A 14,183-nucleotide genomic window follows, 5' to 3' on the forward strand; every position below is an offset into this window, starting at 1 on the left:
GCGATTGATATTCTTATTAACAAGTGTTCAGTGTATTGGCTCTTGCCCTGGCCTGCAACAAGGTCATGCAATCAGATTCATCAAGTTTTGCAGATCAAATAACGTCCGGCAACAAAAAAGCCCCCATGTGGGAGCTTGAGTATTGTGCGGGGAAAATGTTCAAAATCTTTTACATAGCCGACTTTAAAACGGTCGTGTTAACTGTAATTGCCTCTAAAGCAGCAACCTAAAGGGGAGTTGCTTTGATAGCTGGCGCGTTGAAGCAGAACTTTAGCCTTGGGTGAAGATTTGTGGCTGACCAGCCGGCGTTTTACCGGCGCTTTTCTTGCAGGCTCCACCTTACCGGGTGTGGCTTGTGCGGCATCAACCATGGCGTCACTAGCCTCAGCCAATTGCACATGCTGCTCAGGCTCGGGCTTAGCCCCTTCACCTGCATTCACAGCTTTAAGAAAATAACGGTTATCGGCAGGCGCTTCATGTTCAAAGGTAATCATCATCAAGGCCAACATGTTGAGGAAAATCAGTTTGGGAAGCATGTACGATTTGTGGGAATGCATTTTATGCTCAATATTTGAAAGTTGAGTCAGGCACCATATTAATGGTAAGTGCCGCACTTAGCCGTAGGCTGCCACTGATTTGCCTGTCAGAAAAAGCTTACTCGCACCGCCCCGAAAACGTTTTTGATCCTGACAGGTCTTACCGCTTAAGAATTTGTGACTTAAACATCCGACAAACCTGAATAAAGAATAGAGGGGTTATGAAGTCAATCTTGCTCACCAGCTTGCTTTTGCTGACCAATGTTTTAAATGCTCAGCCCAGTATTGTTGATACGCTGGAACTCGGACACTCGATTGTCATGGTCACCACCGACTTGCCGGATGGCTCAAACGGCAGGGGCTCTGGTGTAGTGGTCAGCCCCGAATACGTGGCGACCAACTGTCATGTGATTGCCAATAGCAAAGGTGTGAATATCGCCAAATTTAGAGATGGTTATCAGCCGATAGGCCTGAAAGCCAACTGGAAACGCGATGTCTGCCTGCTCAAGTTTGACCCGCTGCCATTCAAACCCATCCCCATGCGTGACAGTCAAAGCCTGCAATATGAAGAAGAAGTCTTTAGCATGAGTTTTCCGGCCGGTGCGCCAGTGCCCCAGCTGTCTTATGGCGCGATCAAGGGCATTTATCCGTTTGATGGCAGCCTGATTGTGCGCTCGAATGCCTCTTTTTATATGGGCTCTAGCGGCGGCGCCTTGTTTGACCAGCACTACAACCTGATCGGCCTGACCACGTTCAAAAGCCCGGGCCAACCAGCGTTTTATTACAGCCTGCCGGTCGAGTGGATCAAGGAGCTGATGGCGGCGCCTGAAACCACGTCACTCAAAACCAATGATGTGCCTTTCTGGGCGTTGCCGCTGGAACAACGGCCTTATTTCATGCAGGTGGTGATTCCCTACCAAAATGCAGACTGGCGTGATTTGAAAACCATTGCCGGACAATGGACGGGCAAAGAACCGGCTTCTGCCGATGCCTGGTATTTTTTGGGGCTGGCGGAAGAAGGCTTGCAGCATTATGTGCAGGCAGAGCAGGACCTGAAAAAAGCCTATGACCTTAACCAGCGCGATGTTGATGCCATGCTTGCGCTGTCCAGAGTCGCTTTTGTGCAAAAAGATCTGGCGATATTAGAGTCTATCCAGCCAGCGATTCAGGCGATAGACCCGGAACAAGGCGAAAAAGTCACGCAACAAATCCAGGCCTTGAAGCAAGCCAGTCCCTGAGCTGGTCTAATCTGACGCTGGCCTGGCTTTTAAAACTGCAACACCAGCATCGCGCACAAACACACTGTCACCAGCAGCGTGATTTGTGTGCGCAACTGGTAAAACCAGCGTTCAATCAGCCCCTCAGCCACCAGCTTGCGGTCTATCAGCCATAAAACGATAAAGGCGGCGATCTGCACCAGATATTGGGTGACCGGCACCACAAAAAACAGGGTAGCCCACGCCAACAAGGCCAGCAAATTACTGGTGACCAATAAATTCAGGCGGGTCTCTTGGGCATGGCTCAAAAACAGGCCCCAGTGTATCCCGCATAAAAACGAGATAATGACGGCACCATAGGTCAGCGCCAGATAGCCGGTATGATAATGCGCCATCCCCTGCAACTGCGCCACCACGGCGCCCGCAAAAGGCAGCGCGCCCATAAAGGTCAATGTTTTAGCCAGCTGAATATGTATGGGTCGCATGTGTTTTTCTCCTGTTTGCAGCGGTGTGACCATGGGCAATCACTTTGGTTTTGGGGCTGCAGACGAAAAAGCCTGCATGGCATGCGGGAACTAAATCAGCCGTTAAGCGCTCATGCCATCAGCATAAAATAATAACGGATACACACCATGAACTTTCATCACGCACTGCCCGTGGCTGGCACTTGTATGGCCATCACCTTCTTCAGTCCGCTTACGTCTGCCGAATCCCGCATAGACCGGCAAACAGAAACTGCCGTGCCCAGAGCACAAAACCTGTATGGGATTGGCGTGGGCGTCCTGCCAAAGACCTCTGGCTCGGATGAATACCGCGCGCTGGTGTTGCCGATTATTAACGCGAATTATGGCGACCGTTTTTTTATCAATGCCCTGCAAGCGGGCGCCTGGTTAGTGGATAGCGAGGATAAACGCTTACGCTTTGGTCTGTCTGCCGAGGCCAAGTTTGGCTGGGATGCCAGCAAGGGCGACCGTACGCGCGGCATGGATGACCGCGACTTTTCGATTTTTGTTGGGCCGCTGCTCCGCTGGCAAACCGACTATGGCACATTGAATGCGCAATGGACCACGGATGCCAGTGGCAACAGTAACGGCCAGCAGTTTCAGGTGCAATACATCAAGAGCCTGTTAAGGTCGCCAAACTTGCGCCTGAACGGCCTGGTGGGGGCGACCTGGAACAGCCAGAAATTCAACAACTATTACTTTGGGGTGCGCAACAATGAAGCCAACGCCAGTCGACCGTTTTACCGCGCGGGATCCGGCGTTGAATGGCAGGCAGGCATCAATGGCATGATGCCTGTGATGAGTAATCACTCACTGCTCTTTGGTGCGTTCATCACCCGACTCAGTGATGAACAATACGACAGCCCGATCACAGAAACACGCATACAACCCATGGCTTACGTCGGCTATAGCATCCCGTTTTAACATAAACCGCCCATCGCGGTGGACATGCCGACGGAGGCTTAATGGCGGCCATTGGCATTGAAAAAGGCCCAGATCACGTCGTTGGCGTCAATCGCCGTTGATCCAGCCTCCCCACCACGGGGTTTGCTGCCCCCCGGCCAGGAATGTCCGCCGCTGTCGGTGACACAAAGCTGCACGGGCGACAACCCGCCACGATGCACCTCACAATAGGCACCGCTGACTTCAAGGATACGCTCCGCCTGTGGATTGGCCTGGTTGAGCTGTACCCATTTCTGGATAGTGGCAGGCACCGAATTAAAACTGACATCTGTCATGGATTTCTCGCCCGGACCACCATTGAATGGGACATGGTCATCGTCTTTGGCGTGAATATGCAAAATCGCCACCGGTTTGCTGGGCCGACATTGCCTGGTATTGTCTGTCCCGGCGACAGCCGCAATCGCGCTGATGGTGTCTGACAACTCGCAGGCCAGCCGATAAGACATCATGCCACCATTGGACATGCCATCGACAAAAATGCGGTTGGCATCAATGGCTGTCTTTTGCTGCATGGCTTGAATCATGGCCCGGATCGTGCCCACATCATCACTTTGTTTTTTGAGCGCGGGACCACAACAGTTACCGGCATTCCAGGTGGCGAACTTGCCGCCCGGCAACCGGCTGTAACCATTAGGAAACACGGCAATATAGCCATGTTTTTCGGCCGCAGAAATCTGGTGATAAAACCGTTCGGTGGCCTGTACCTGCATATTGCCCATCCCGCCATGCAGCACCAGCACCATGGGCAAGGCCTGGCCTGCGCCGGCCTGCTTGGGCACATGCACGAGATACTCGCGCGGCTCACCACCGACATTGACCTCAAAGGCATGATCGCCAGGGGCGAGAGTTGCCAGGCACAGGGCGGGTAAACAGGTTACACTGCACAGTAAATACATCATCAAACGCCGAAACCAGGACATGAGGACCCCTTTAAACAGAACAGAATATTGTCATGAACGCTCAAGTATACGATGGTGTTGACGTAGCGCTGTAGCTGAACGCACCGCCTTATGTTAGAAAAGCATTTTTTAGACGATCAGGCCCAGATGCATACGCCCTTTCCCTCTGACGCCCCCCCTGTAGGCCTGCTGTTAGCCGCTGGCTTCTCCCGCCGGTTTGGTGTGCAAAACAAACTCTTACAGCCCTTGCCTAATGGTGAGTGCATGGCAGTAGTGGCCGCCCGCAGCCTGATCACCGCCTTGCCTCACAGTGTCGCCGTGATACGCGCCAATGTGCCTGAGTTGAGTGCCGCATTCAAGGCCTTGGGATTGATAGTGGTCGAATGTGGCGAGCAGGAGCAGGTCATGGCCGATAGTCTCAAGCTGGGGTTGAACACCGTGTTAACGGCCTTTCCGCAGTGCGCCGGCGTGGTGATTGCCTTGGCAGACATGCCCTTTATCCAGCCGCAGACCATACAGCACGTCGCAAATGCCTTGGCTCAGCATCCATTGGTACAACCGGTCATGGCGGGCAAGCCCGGCCATCCGGTCGGGTTCAGCCGTGCGCTGATTCCTGAATTACTTAGGGTGGAAGGTGGCCAGGGCGCGCGGGAGGTGGTGCGCGCCCATCAGGCACAGAGCATACACATTGCGTGCGAGGACCCGGGCATCTTCAGGGATATTGATACCCCCGCCGACTTGAAATGATCAGGCCATCGCCAGCCTGTGCGCCCGTGAGACCAGACCCGTTTGCTGCAACTGTGCGCGTTCCTGAATCAACTCAGCCAGGATAGACACGGCAATTTCGGCGGGCGTGCGGCTGCCGATACGCAGACCGACCGGGCCGTGCAGGCGGTTCACCTCTTGCTCGGTGAGGTCAAAACTGCGCAAGCGCTGTTTGCGTTTTTCCTGATTTTTGACGGAGCCCAAGGCGCCAATGTAAAACGCGTCTGACTTGAGCGCTTCGAGCAGCGCCATGTCGTCCAGTTTGGGATCATGGGTGACGGCCACAATCGCTGTGTGTGGATCAGGCGCCATCTCCAGCACCACATCATCCGGCATGCCGGGCAACCAGTCTGCGCCTTCCACATGCCATTCAGCACGCATTTCCTCACGCGGATCGCAGATCATGACGTGAAAATCCAGCGCTTGTGCCATGGCCGCCAACACGGAGCCCAGTTGGTTGGCGCCAATAATCAGCAAGCGCCATTGCGGGCCAAAATAACTGTGAAACCAGTCATGCTCCAGATAAGGCTGACCTTCAGGCAGCACGTATTGATGCCGCACCTCACCACTGTGTAAATGGACGGAGCGCTTAAGCAAACGCCGTTGTGACAAGCTCTCCAGCATAGGCGCTAATTGCGCCGTTTGCGTGAGCGGCTCGGCAAAAATCTTGAGCTGGCCGCCGCAAGGGATGCCAAAGCGCTGTGCTTCCGCCTGATTGACGCCATACTCCATGATCGCTGGCCGCGCGGGCAGTTGTTGATGGCGGGCTTTGTCTGCCAGGTCATCTTCGATACAGCCGCCAGAGACAGAGCCGACCAGATGGCCATCTTCGCGCACCACCAGAATGGCGCCCGGCAACCGGGGGGCAGAGCCCCAGGTCTGGATCACGGTAAACAGATGTGCGCCATAGCCGTGGTCCAGCCAGTCACGGGCACGTTGTAACACTTCCCAATCAGAGGACTGCATAGGGCTTAAGCCAGCTGATCACCAATCGGCAACCGGCGGATACGCTTACCAGTCGCAGCAAAAATGGCGTTGGTCACGGCAGGTGCCAGCGGCGGCACGCCCGGCTCCCCCACCCCACCCATTTTTTCGGTGCTGGGCACAATATGCACATCCACTTTGGGCATATCTTTCATGCGTAACACCTGGTAGTTGTGGAAGTTGGATTGTTCCACCTGGCCGTCTTTGAAGCTCACCTCGCTACTGAGCGCGGCACCCAGCGCAAAGGCGACACAAGACTCCATCTGCGCTTTGACACCATCCGGGTTCACGGCCAGCCCGCAATCAATCGCCATCACCACGCGGTGCACTTTGACCTCGCCGTCTTTGACGGAGACTTCGGCCACCTGCGCCACATAACTGCCAAACGATTCGTGGACGGCAATGCCACGGAACACGCCCGCAGGCAACGGTTTGCCCCAGCCCGCTTTATCGGCCGCCAGATTGAGTGCCGCCAGATGACGGGGATGGTCTTTCAGCAACTGGCGGCGATACGCCAGCGGATCCTGTTTGCTGGCATGCGCCAGTTCATCAATCAGGCTTTCCATGAAAAAGGCGGAATGGCTATGCCCGACCGATCGCCACCACAACACCGGCACATCACTTTGCACCGAGTGCAACTGCACCTCATGATGCGGAGTGCCTTTCACATAGGGCGAATCAGCCACGCCTTCCACCGAGGTGGCATCAATGCCGTCCTTGATCATGACGCCTTCAAAGGGCGTGCCTTTGATGATGGACTGTCCGACCAGCGTCTGCTGCCAGGCCAGCGGTTTGCCCTGTTTGTCGAGCGCGATACTGGCTTTGTGAACAAACATCGGCCGGTAGAACCCCCCCTTGATATCGTCTTCGCGGCTCCAAACCGTTTTCACCGGCATGCCTGCCGCTTTGGCCACTTCAACCGCTTCAGACACAAAGTCTGCACGGGGATTGGCGCGACGGCCAAAACCGCCCCCTAAAAACAGCGTGTGAATTTTCACTTGTTCTGGTTTCAGGCCCAGAATCTTGGCAGCTGACGCCTGGTCCGTGGTTTGCATTTGCGTCCCGGTCCAGATTTCACAGCCCTGATCAGAGATTTTGACGGCACAGTTCAAAGATTCCATCGGTGCATGCGCCAGATAAGGCAACACATATTCCGCATGTATGGTTTGCTTGGCCTGCTTGCTGGCCGTGGCGACATCGCCCGCTTTCGCAGCCTGCAAGCCTGGCTTTTGCGCCAGCGCCTGATATTGCTTGAGCAAGGCGGGGGTATCCGGTTTGTCATGCCCGGCCAGCGCCCACTCCAGCTTGAGGGCCTCGCGCCCCTGCTTGGCGGCCCAGTAATGCTCGGCAATCACGGCAACGCCCGTGGGCACTTTGACCACCTTGATCACGCCCGGCACTTTGTGTGCAGCGGCATCATCCAGGCTTTTGAGTGTGGTGCCAAACACCGGCGCACGTGCCACCATGGCGACTTTGAGTCCTGCAAACTGCACATCCTGACCAAACTTGGCCGTGCCATTGATTTTTTCTGCGCTGTCCAGACGCTTGGTGGCCTTGCCGATCAATTTCCACTGCTCCGGTTTTTTAAGCGTGACGCTGGTCGGTGTCGGCAATTGGCTGGCGGTCTCCACCAGTTTGCCATAACTGAGCTTTTGCGTGCCGTTGATGACAAAACCATTTTCGGTGCGCAAGCCAGCTACTGGCACCTTCCATTGCTTGGCCGCCGCCTCCAGCAACAGAACACGTGTCAATGCGCCCGCCTGGCGATAGCGGTCAAATTCTGACCAGGTGGTGGAAGAGCCGCCGGTAATCTGGATACCATAGGCGGTATGCACATAAGCAGGCGCCGCAGGCGCATGCTCGACCTTGATCTTGCTCCAGTCGGCATCCAGCTCATCTGCAATCAGCATGGGCAAGGTGGTCCAAACACCCTGCCCCATTTCGCTATGCGCCAACATCACGGTAATACTGTCATCGGCGCCGATGCGCAAAAAGGCATTGGGCGCAGGCAGCGGCAGCGCCTCTGCCGCATTGGCTACACCCATAAAGCGTTTGGCTTGCGGAATACTGAATGCCACCACAAGGCCGCCAGCGACCAGGGCCGTGCTTTTGATAAAACTGCGGCGTGAGAGGTTAATGAGATCATTCATGGGGTCTCTCCTTAAGCCAGTTTGGCAGCGGCTTCGTGGATTGCTGCCCGGATACGTTGATAAGTCCCGCAACGGCAAATATTGCCACTCATGGCCGCATCAATATCGGCGTCGCTGGGTTTGGGGTTTTGCTTGAGCAGTGAGGTCGCAGACATGATCTGGCCGGATTGGCAGTAGCCACACTGCACCACATCAATCTGTTGCCAGGCGGCTTGTACGGCCTGGCCCACCTTGTCGTCATGCATGGCTTCTATGGTGGTGATTTTTTTACCCGCGGCCGCACTGACCGGGGTCACACAAGAGCGAATGGCCTGACCATCCAGGTGCACAGTACAGGCTCCACATTGCGCCATGCCACAGCCAAACTTGGTGCCGGTCATGCCAGCCACATCGCGGATTGCCCATAAAAGAGGCATGTCATCGCTCACGTTGAGCTCGGTCTCTTTGCCATTGATATTGAGTTTCATCGTGTTTGTTCCTTTTTAAAATCTGATGCTGCAGTCGCAAAACCAATCTAAGGTTGGCTATCGTGAAAATATACTAACATACATGATTGTATGTATGGGCGTCCCGGAGCTGCATAAATTTAAATTTAATCGTGTTAAGTCTACAGTGTGCAGCGCGTGATTTAGCTGGTCGCGCAGCCGCTTTACATCTGTCGATCCAATCAGGACGATATCCTGAAACAGTCTTTACATTGACTTCACTCCCGTCCGCCTGCTGGTGCCGGGCGATTTACTTTGTCTGCAAGTCAGGGCAGAATCAACCGCTTACCGTGAACACTCATCCCTATGAATACAATCCCTATGTCACGCTTGATTAGGAGAACGCCATGACGAAAGCCATTATTCTGCAACCGGGCGGCGGCTACCAAAATGTCACCGTCGGCACACGCGAAGCCCCTGCGCCAACTGCCGGGCAAATCACGGTCAGGCTGCATGCCAACTCGCTCAATTACCATGATTTTGCCGTGGTCAGCGGCATGTGGGGGCCAACCGAGCCGCGTATCCCGATGGCGGATGGCGCGGGTGAAGTAGTCGCGGTCGGCGCAGGCGTCACCGAATTCAAAGTAGGCGATGCCGTAGTCAGTACTTTTTTTCCCACCTGGCAAGCGGGTGAACCGCTGGTTGAAGGCTTTGCCACCGTGCCAGGCGATGGTGTGGATGGCTACGCGCGTGAAATCGTCACCGCCAGCGCGGAATCTTTTACGCTGGCCCCCAAAGGCTGGAGCCATATCGAATCCTCCACCTTGACCACCGCCGCCCTGACAGCCTGGCGCGCACTGATGTCTGATGATCAGCTCACCCCTGGCGATACTGTGCTGGTGCAAGGCACAGGCGGCGTTTCCCTCTTTGCCTTGCAATTTGCCAAGCTGGCAGGCGCAACCGTGATTGCCACCTCGTCCAGCGAAGCCAAGCTGGAAAAACTCAAGGCCATGGGTGCAGATCACCTGATCAATTACAAAACCACCCCGGCCTGGGGAACGCTGGCGCGCGAACTGACGGGCGGCCGTGGCGTCGATCACGTGGTCGAGGTGGGCGGTCCGGCCACCCTCGAACAGTCCATGCTGGCGGCGCGCGTCGGTGGCCATGTCTCTGTCATTGGTATTTTGACCGGCTTGGCGGGCGACTTTCCCCTGGTCACAGCCCTGATCAAGCAACTGCGCCTGCAAGGCGTGCTGGTGGGTAGCCGCAGCATGCAGCAAGCCATGATCAAAGCCATAGACGCGAATGGCCTGAAACCGGTGGTGGATAAGGTGTTTGCGCTGGAGGAAATGGTGCAGGCCTTCCAGTATCAGGAGACCAATCAGCACTTTGGCAAAATTTGCCTGCAGATTTAACGGAGTAAAGCCCCCTGCTGCCGAAAAACGCGGGGGGCGTCGCCAAACTGCTGCTTAAAGGCTCGGCTGAAATGTGCAAAATCGTTAAAGCCGCAAGCCAGCGCGATCTCGGAAATGCTCCGGTGCTGCCAGGCCGGTTGCTTGAGGTATTGCGCACTCAGCGCCAGCCGCTGTTGCCAGACATAGCGCATCAAAGACGTCTGTTCATCGGCAAACAATTGATTGATATACCGGCTGGAAAATCCGGTGGCAGCGGCAATGGCGTCACTATCCAGGTCTGCATCCTGTAGATGCTTACTGAGCCACTGCTTGATTTGCAACAATGACAAACTGCGGCCAGGCGAACGCGGCAGCGTATGGTCTTGCAAGGTTTCAAGCGCATTGCCCAGCATGTCCAGCATGGGCGCCGCGCTGGCATCGAATGCCTGCATGGAGAGTTGATTCAGCTGACGCGTGAGCTGTTGCAAAAACGGCGACAACATGGCGGTCATGCCGTGCTGCAATCGCATGGGCATCGCCGTCAGATGCCCGGCCTGCGGCAAACGCTGATGCAACAAGGTTCTTGGGATAGAAACAATCAGCTTGGAAAACGCCTCTGGACAATGGATATAGTGCGGCACCGTGGCATCATAAATAGTCATGTCGCCAGGGCGCAAAAACACTTCCCGCCCTTGCTGTTGCAGACAATATCGGCCTTTCAGCAATAGGACGGCAAAATAATTATCCAACTGCGGACGACTGATCTCTCGCGTCCCGCGCTGGATGGTCAGGCTGTTGGAGTGGATCACGGATAGTTGCAACGCCTGCCAAGGATAGAGCGTCATCTCGTTGTAAAGCGGGGCTGCCGTGGGCGGGACGATGTCCACCTCTGCATATTCACGTCCAATCACCTCACACAACCATGCCTTGCGCTGACTGGGTGCGACCAGATCAGAGCTATATTTGCGACCTGTCGCTGCGACCACTGTCCTTGCTTGCTGCGCCATGACCCTCTCCTTTGCTGAGCGAAATTAAGTCACAAACAGCTGCATTTCGCAAGCGAGTCATCGCCGTTTCAGTCAAGCGTGAGGCCCGCTCTGGTCAAGCAGACCATGACGGATCGGCTATGCTGGATATAGACGACATCCCCCAGGAGACTTTGATGCAATCGACCCCACAAGCCCACCAGATGTTATTGAAAGGGGCCGCATGCTGGCTGCTGATGGCGTTGTTACTGGCATGGTGTATGGTGGGCCTGAACTTTGGTGTGCCCCCACTCAAGGCGATTTTCGCGGGAAAATTCACGCGGCTGTTGCAAGCACATATCGATTTTCTGCTGATGACCGCCCTCATTTTTGGCATTGCGGCCAGCCGGGTCTCGTTGCCATGGCATGTACGCTGGGCGATGGTGATAGGCGCATTTACCAACTCCAGCCTGTTTTTACTGATGGCCATTTTCCCGGCGTTGGACAATCCTGAGCTCCCGCCGCCCTTGCTGTTTCAGGGTTATTTGTTTGCCAGCCTCTTTACCACCAGCTATGGTTTTGGCAAAGCCTCTGTGCTTATGTTAAAGTCTGGGTTGCAAGCAACGCCTGAAGCTTAGCGACGGTTAATCTTGAGCAAGGCATAAAGCGGACACCACTGGATCAGCCCGGTCGCCAGCGGCACCAGCCCAAACCAGCCCCAGGCTGGCCCCTGAAAAAACAGGGTCCACATCAGCAATCCGGCGCCAATAATCACTCTTAAATACTGTTCCAATTGCCCGATATTATCTGCCATGCCAGCCTCCTATATTTAGCGGCGCTTAACGCCGTTAATGACAGGACAGCGCTGCATAAGCCTGGTGTTGGGTCAGATAAATCTCACCATTGAGCTGCTGCCTGAGAGGAGCATGTTGCAACATATCCATCACCGGGCCTTTGACCTCGGACAAATGAAAGCCAATTCCCAATGCAGATAAATGGTGGTTGATGACTTCCAGCACCTCCAGGGCACTGCCATCTACCTCGTTGACGGCGGAGCACATCAGGATCACATGTTTCAATGCCGGGTTATCGGCGACCACTTCGAGCACTTTTTGCTCGAGATAGCGCGCATTGGCAAAATACAAACTCTCATCCACGCGCAAAGTGATCACATCCGGGCACACACTGACCGCGTGCCGCGCCACGTTTCTAAAATGCTCGGTACCCGGCACCTGCCCGACAATGGCAATGTGCGGCCGACTGCTGCGGTATAGATGCATGGCCATGGACAGCAACACGCCTGCACTGATGCCATGTTCAATATCGACCAGCAAGGTAATCATAAAAGTCACCAGCAAGGCGGCAAAGTCGCTCCGGTTACGCCGCCAGGTCTCGATAAACACGCGCCCGTCCACCAGGCTCATCACCGCAACGATAATCGTGCTGGCCAAAATAAATCTGGGTAACGCACTGAGCCACGAGGCCAGAAAAACCGTGGCCAGCCACATGCCCAATGCAGTAAACAAGCCCGCTGCCGGCGTTTGCGCGCCCGCATCCATATTCACCACCGAGCGCGAGACGCCGCCGGTGACCGGCTGCCCCCCACTCAGACTGGCCGCCAGATTGGCGCCGCCCAAGGCAATCAGCTCCTGATCAGGGTCTATGCGTTCGCGCCGCTTCATGGCCAGACTCTGCGCGACAGAAATCGACTCCACCGTGCCGATGATGGAAATCAGCAAGGCCGGGGCCAATAAAGACTGCCACATTGCCAGACTCCCATGCGGCAAGGCCAGCGCAGGCAGCCCGGCGGGAATCTGCCCCACGGTCCGCACCCCGGTGAGCAGGGCCCAACCGGCATGCATGGCAATCGTCCCGATCAACACCAGCAGCGCAGGCACTGCCCGCACCAACACCTGCGCCCAAAACGGCGAGCAGCCCAGGCTTAGCAACAGCGATTGCCCTTGCCGCCTGGCCAGCACCAGCAATAGCAGGGTGAGCACCGACAGCATGGCCGTAGCAAGATGAATCTGCGGCCATTGCCCCAGCATACTCTGCCAGAGCGCCAGTACATGACTGCCCTCGGCCCGGATACCGAGCAAGGTGGGTAGCTGGCTACTGGCAATCACCAGGCTGGCGCCAGCAATAAAGCCGCTCATGACGGGGTGCGATAGAAAATTCGCCAGAAAGCCTAATTTGAACATCCCGGCCAGCATCAGAAACAGGCCAGACAAACACGCCAGGATCAGCGCCGCTTGCAGCCCCAGCGCGGGACTCTGTGCTGAATAAGGCGCCACTGCGGTCGCAGTCATCAGCGCCGCCACGGCCACGGGCCCCACCGCCAACGTCGCACTGGTGCCTAACAGGGCATAGACGATCAACGGCAACAGGCTGGCATACAGGCCAACTTGTGGCGGCAAGCCTGCCAGGATGGCATAGGCCAGCGCCTGCGGAACCAGCATCAGGGTCACCGTCAGCGCCGCCATCAGGTCATGCATGGCCTGCTCGCGCCGATAATGCAGCCCCCAGCGGAGGGCGGGCACGTAACGGGCCAGCCGAGTCAACATCGCTGTGCTCATGCCGACTGCTTGATCATCACTTGCCCACAGGCCTGGTTGGCAGGCAGTGCCACATCAATTTGCTTGGGATACGCCAGCTTGAGATTGGCCATGATATTGATAAATTCCGCGCGGGAAGTCTGCCCGCCCAGCCGCTTGTTTTCACGCTTCTCGTGGCCGACCGTGGAGACCGTCCTGCCTTGATAATCGTGGCCGGGAAAAATCAGCGTATCTTCTGGCAAGCTGAAAATTTTGGCATGTATGCTGTCATACAATTGCCCGGCATCGCCTTGCTGAAAGTCGGTGCGGCCACAGCCATCAATCAGTAAGGCATCGCCGGTAAAAATGCGGTCACCGACCAGATAACTGACGCAGCCGTTGGTGTGCCCGGGCGTGTAACGGACCTCGATATCCAGCGTGCCAACTTGCAAGTGCACGCCATCGGTCACCAGCACATCGCCGCATTGCGCGCCAGCATCACGATGCACCACACTTTTACTGCCCAGACGCTCGCGCAAGGTGGCGGCAGCGGTGACATGATCGGCGTGCACATGCGTTTCCAGGGTAAACACCAGCGTCAACCCATGCTGTTGCAAAGCCGCCACATACTTGTCTACCTCGCTGCCTACGGTATCAATCATCACCGCCTGCCGGGTTTCTTCACAGCCTAGCAGATAGGTATAAGTGCTACTTTCAGGCTCAAAAAATTGCTTGAAAATCATCCGCGTGCTCCTTATCAAGATGGCGTTGATTCAGCAAAACCAGTGCCAATGTTTCAATAAAAATTTAAAAACAGTCAAATCAATGACTTATATAAAAATATCACT

At 55.6% G+C, this 14,183-nt stretch carries 15 protein-coding genes; 5 read left to right on the top strand and 10 right to left on the bottom strand.

Annotated features, from left to right (window positions below; genetic code table 11):
- Positions 1-197: 197 nt before the first annotated feature.
- Positions 198-557 (bottom strand): hypothetical protein, encoded by a 360-nt coding sequence (locus tag ACT53C_RS02215; RefSeq protein WP_476144615.1) that lies wholly within the window; start codon positions 555-557, stop codon positions 198-200.
- A 200-nt stretch (positions 558-757) separates the two neighbouring features.
- On the opposite strand from ACT53C_RS02215, the gene ACT53C_RS02220 reads away from it, so the two are divergent.
- Positions 758-1,774, top strand: coding sequence for a trypsin-like peptidase domain-containing protein (locus tag ACT53C_RS02220; RefSeq protein WP_476144616.1), 1,017 nt, complete (start codon positions 758-760; stop codon positions 1,772-1,774).
- Positions 1,775-1,803: 29 nt separating this feature from the next.
- Here the strand turns inward: ACT53C_RS02220 and ACT53C_RS02225 are convergent, their stop codons facing one another.
- Positions 1,804-2,238 carry a DUF3429 domain-containing protein gene (locus ACT53C_RS02225; protein ID WP_476144617.1) on the bottom strand — a complete coding sequence of 145 codons (435 nt, stop codon included), beginning with the start codon at positions 2,236-2,238 and terminating at the stop codon, positions 1,804-1,806.
- Positions 2,239-2,385: 147 nt separating this feature from the next.
- On the opposite strand from ACT53C_RS02225, the gene ACT53C_RS02230 reads away from it, so the two are divergent.
- Positions 2,386-3,180, top strand: a complete 795-nt coding sequence (locus ACT53C_RS02230) for a MipA/OmpV family protein (RefSeq protein ID WP_476144618.1) — start codon at positions 2,386-2,388, stop codon at positions 3,178-3,180.
- Positions 3,181-3,218: 38 nt separating this feature from the next.
- On the opposite strand, the gene ACT53C_RS02235 is transcribed toward ACT53C_RS02230, so the two are convergent.
- A complete protein-coding gene (locus tag ACT53C_RS02235) occupies positions 3,219-4,139 on the bottom strand; it encodes a CE1 family esterase (protein WP_476144620.1) in 921 nt (306 codons plus the stop codon).
- Between the two features lie 90 nt (positions 4,140-4,229).
- Between ACT53C_RS02235 and ACT53C_RS02240 the strand changes: the two genes are divergently transcribed.
- Entirely contained in the window at positions 4,230-4,865 is a 636-nt protein-coding gene (locus ACT53C_RS02240; protein ID WP_476144621.1) for a nucleotidyltransferase family protein, read from the top strand.
- On the opposite strand, the gene ACT53C_RS02245 is transcribed toward ACT53C_RS02240, so the two are convergent.
- Genes ACT53C_RS02245 through ACT53C_RS02255 form a run of 3 tightly spaced genes read right to left on the bottom strand, consistent with a single transcriptional unit; the run spans position 4,866 to position 8,484 of the window.
- Positions 4,866-5,849 carry an XdhC family protein gene (locus ACT53C_RS02245; RefSeq protein WP_476144623.1) on the bottom strand — a complete coding sequence of 328 codons (984 nt, stop codon included), beginning with the start codon at positions 5,847-5,849 and terminating at the stop codon, positions 4,866-4,868.
- A 5-nt stretch (positions 5,850-5,854) separates the two neighbouring features.
- Positions 5,855-8,017 (bottom strand): xanthine dehydrogenase family protein molybdopterin-binding subunit, encoded by a 2,163-nt coding sequence (locus ACT53C_RS02250; RefSeq protein WP_476144624.1) that lies wholly within the window; start codon positions 8,015-8,017, stop codon positions 5,855-5,857.
- Between the two features lie 11 nt (positions 8,018-8,028).
- Positions 8,029-8,484, bottom strand: a complete 456-nt coding sequence (locus ACT53C_RS02255) for a (2Fe-2S)-binding protein (protein WP_194748873.1) — start codon at positions 8,482-8,484, stop codon at positions 8,029-8,031.
- 365 nt (positions 8,485-8,849) lie between these two features.
- Between ACT53C_RS02255 and ACT53C_RS02260 the strand changes: the two genes are divergently transcribed.
- Positions 8,850-9,857 (top strand): zinc-dependent alcohol dehydrogenase family protein, encoded by a 1,008-nt coding sequence (locus tag ACT53C_RS02260; RefSeq protein WP_194748874.1) that lies wholly within the window; start codon positions 8,850-8,852, stop codon positions 9,855-9,857.
- Here the strand turns inward: ACT53C_RS02260 and ACT53C_RS02265 are convergent.
- Positions 9,854-10,843 carry an AraC-like ligand-binding domain-containing protein gene (locus tag ACT53C_RS02265; protein WP_476144626.1) on the bottom strand — a complete coding sequence of 330 codons (990 nt, stop codon included), beginning with the start codon at positions 10,841-10,843 and terminating at the stop codon, positions 9,854-9,856. The genes ACT53C_RS02260 and ACT53C_RS02265 overlap by 4 nt on opposite strands.
- A 155-nt stretch (positions 10,844-10,998) precedes the next feature.
- On the opposite strand from ACT53C_RS02265, the gene ACT53C_RS02270 reads away from it, so the two are divergent.
- Positions 10,999-11,439: a hypothetical protein gene (locus tag ACT53C_RS02270; protein ID WP_476144628.1), complete on the top strand. Its 441-nt coding sequence runs from the start codon at positions 10,999-11,001 to the stop codon at positions 11,437-11,439.
- On the opposite strand, the gene ACT53C_RS02275 is transcribed toward ACT53C_RS02270, so the two are convergent.
- From ACT53C_RS02275 to ACT53C_RS02285, 3 genes are read right to left on the bottom strand one after another with little or no spacing between them, the layout of a single operon-like run.
- Entirely contained in the window at positions 11,436-11,615 is a 180-nt protein-coding gene (locus ACT53C_RS02275) for a YgaP family membrane protein (protein ID WP_476144629.1), read from the bottom strand. The two genes, ACT53C_RS02270 and ACT53C_RS02275, sit on opposite strands and share 4 nt — an antisense overlap.
- A 34-nt stretch (positions 11,616-11,649) precedes the next feature.
- Positions 11,650-13,377 carry a SulP family inorganic anion transporter gene (locus tag ACT53C_RS02280; RefSeq protein ID WP_476144630.1) on the bottom strand — a complete coding sequence of 576 codons (1,728 nt, stop codon included), beginning with the start codon at positions 13,375-13,377 and terminating at the stop codon, positions 11,650-11,652.
- Entirely contained in the window at positions 13,374-14,078 is a 705-nt protein-coding gene (locus ACT53C_RS02285; RefSeq protein ID WP_476144632.1) for an MBL fold metallo-hydrolase, read from the bottom strand. Before ACT53C_RS02285 ends, ACT53C_RS02280 begins: the two co-directional genes overlap by 4 nt.
- Positions 14,079-14,183: the final 105 nt, after the last annotated feature.

Source organism: Methylophilus sp. DMC14 (assembly GCF_056314085.1).

What these genes read in the sequence shown, in the direction of transcription:
- ACT53C_RS02225 (WP_476144617.1), bottom strand. Translation starts at nt 2,238, where the DNA reads ATGCGACCCATACATATTCAGCTGGCTAAAACATTGACCTTTATGGGC.
- ACT53C_RS02235 (WP_476144620.1), bottom strand. Translation starts at nt 4,139, where the DNA reads ATGTCCTGGTTTCGGCGTTTGATGATGTATTTACTGTGCAGTGTAACC.
- ACT53C_RS02270 (WP_476144628.1), top strand. Translation starts at nt 10,999, where the DNA reads ATGCAATCGACCCCACAAGCCCACCAGATGTTATTGAAAGGGGCCGCA.
- ACT53C_RS02280 (WP_476144630.1), bottom strand. Translation starts at nt 13,377, where the DNA reads ATGAGCACAGCGATGTTGACTCGGCTGGCCCGTTACGTGCCCGCCCTC.
- ACT53C_RS02275 (WP_476144629.1), bottom strand. Translation starts at nt 11,615, where the DNA reads ATGGCAGATAATATCGGGCAATTGGAACAGTATTTAAGAGTGATTATT.
- ACT53C_RS02250 (WP_476144624.1), bottom strand. Translation starts at nt 8,017, where the DNA reads ATGAATGATCTCATTAACCTCTCACGCCGCAGTTTTATCAAAAGCACG.
- ACT53C_RS02230 (WP_476144618.1), top strand. Translation starts at nt 2,386, where the DNA reads ATGAACTTTCATCACGCACTGCCCGTGGCTGGCACTTGTATGGCCATC.
- ACT53C_RS02285 (WP_476144632.1), bottom strand. Translation starts at nt 14,078, where the DNA reads ATGATTTTCAAGCAATTTTTTGAGCCTGAAAGTAGCACTTATACCTAT.
- ACT53C_RS02220 (WP_476144616.1), top strand. Translation starts at nt 758, where the DNA reads ATGAAGTCAATCTTGCTCACCAGCTTGCTTTTGCTGACCAATGTTTTA.
- ACT53C_RS02265 (WP_476144626.1), bottom strand. Translation starts at nt 10,843, where the DNA reads ATGGCGCAGCAAGCAAGGACAGTGGTCGCAGCGACAGGTCGCAAATAT.
- ACT53C_RS02240 (WP_476144621.1), top strand. Translation starts at nt 4,230, where the DNA reads ATGTTAGAAAAGCATTTTTTAGACGATCAGGCCCAGATGCATACGCCC.
- ACT53C_RS02215 (WP_476144615.1), bottom strand. Translation starts at nt 557, where the DNA reads ATGCATTCCCACAAATCGTACATGCTTCCCAAACTGATTTTCCTCAAC.
- ACT53C_RS02245 (WP_476144623.1), bottom strand. Translation starts at nt 5,849, where the DNA reads ATGCAGTCCTCTGATTGGGAAGTGTTACAACGTGCCCGTGACTGGCTG.
- ACT53C_RS02260 (WP_194748874.1), top strand. Translation starts at nt 8,850, where the DNA reads ATGACGAAAGCCATTATTCTGCAACCGGGCGGCGGCTACCAAAATGTC.
- ACT53C_RS02255 (WP_194748873.1), bottom strand. Translation starts at nt 8,484, where the DNA reads ATGAAACTCAATATCAATGGCAAAGAGACCGAGCTCAACGTGAGCGAT.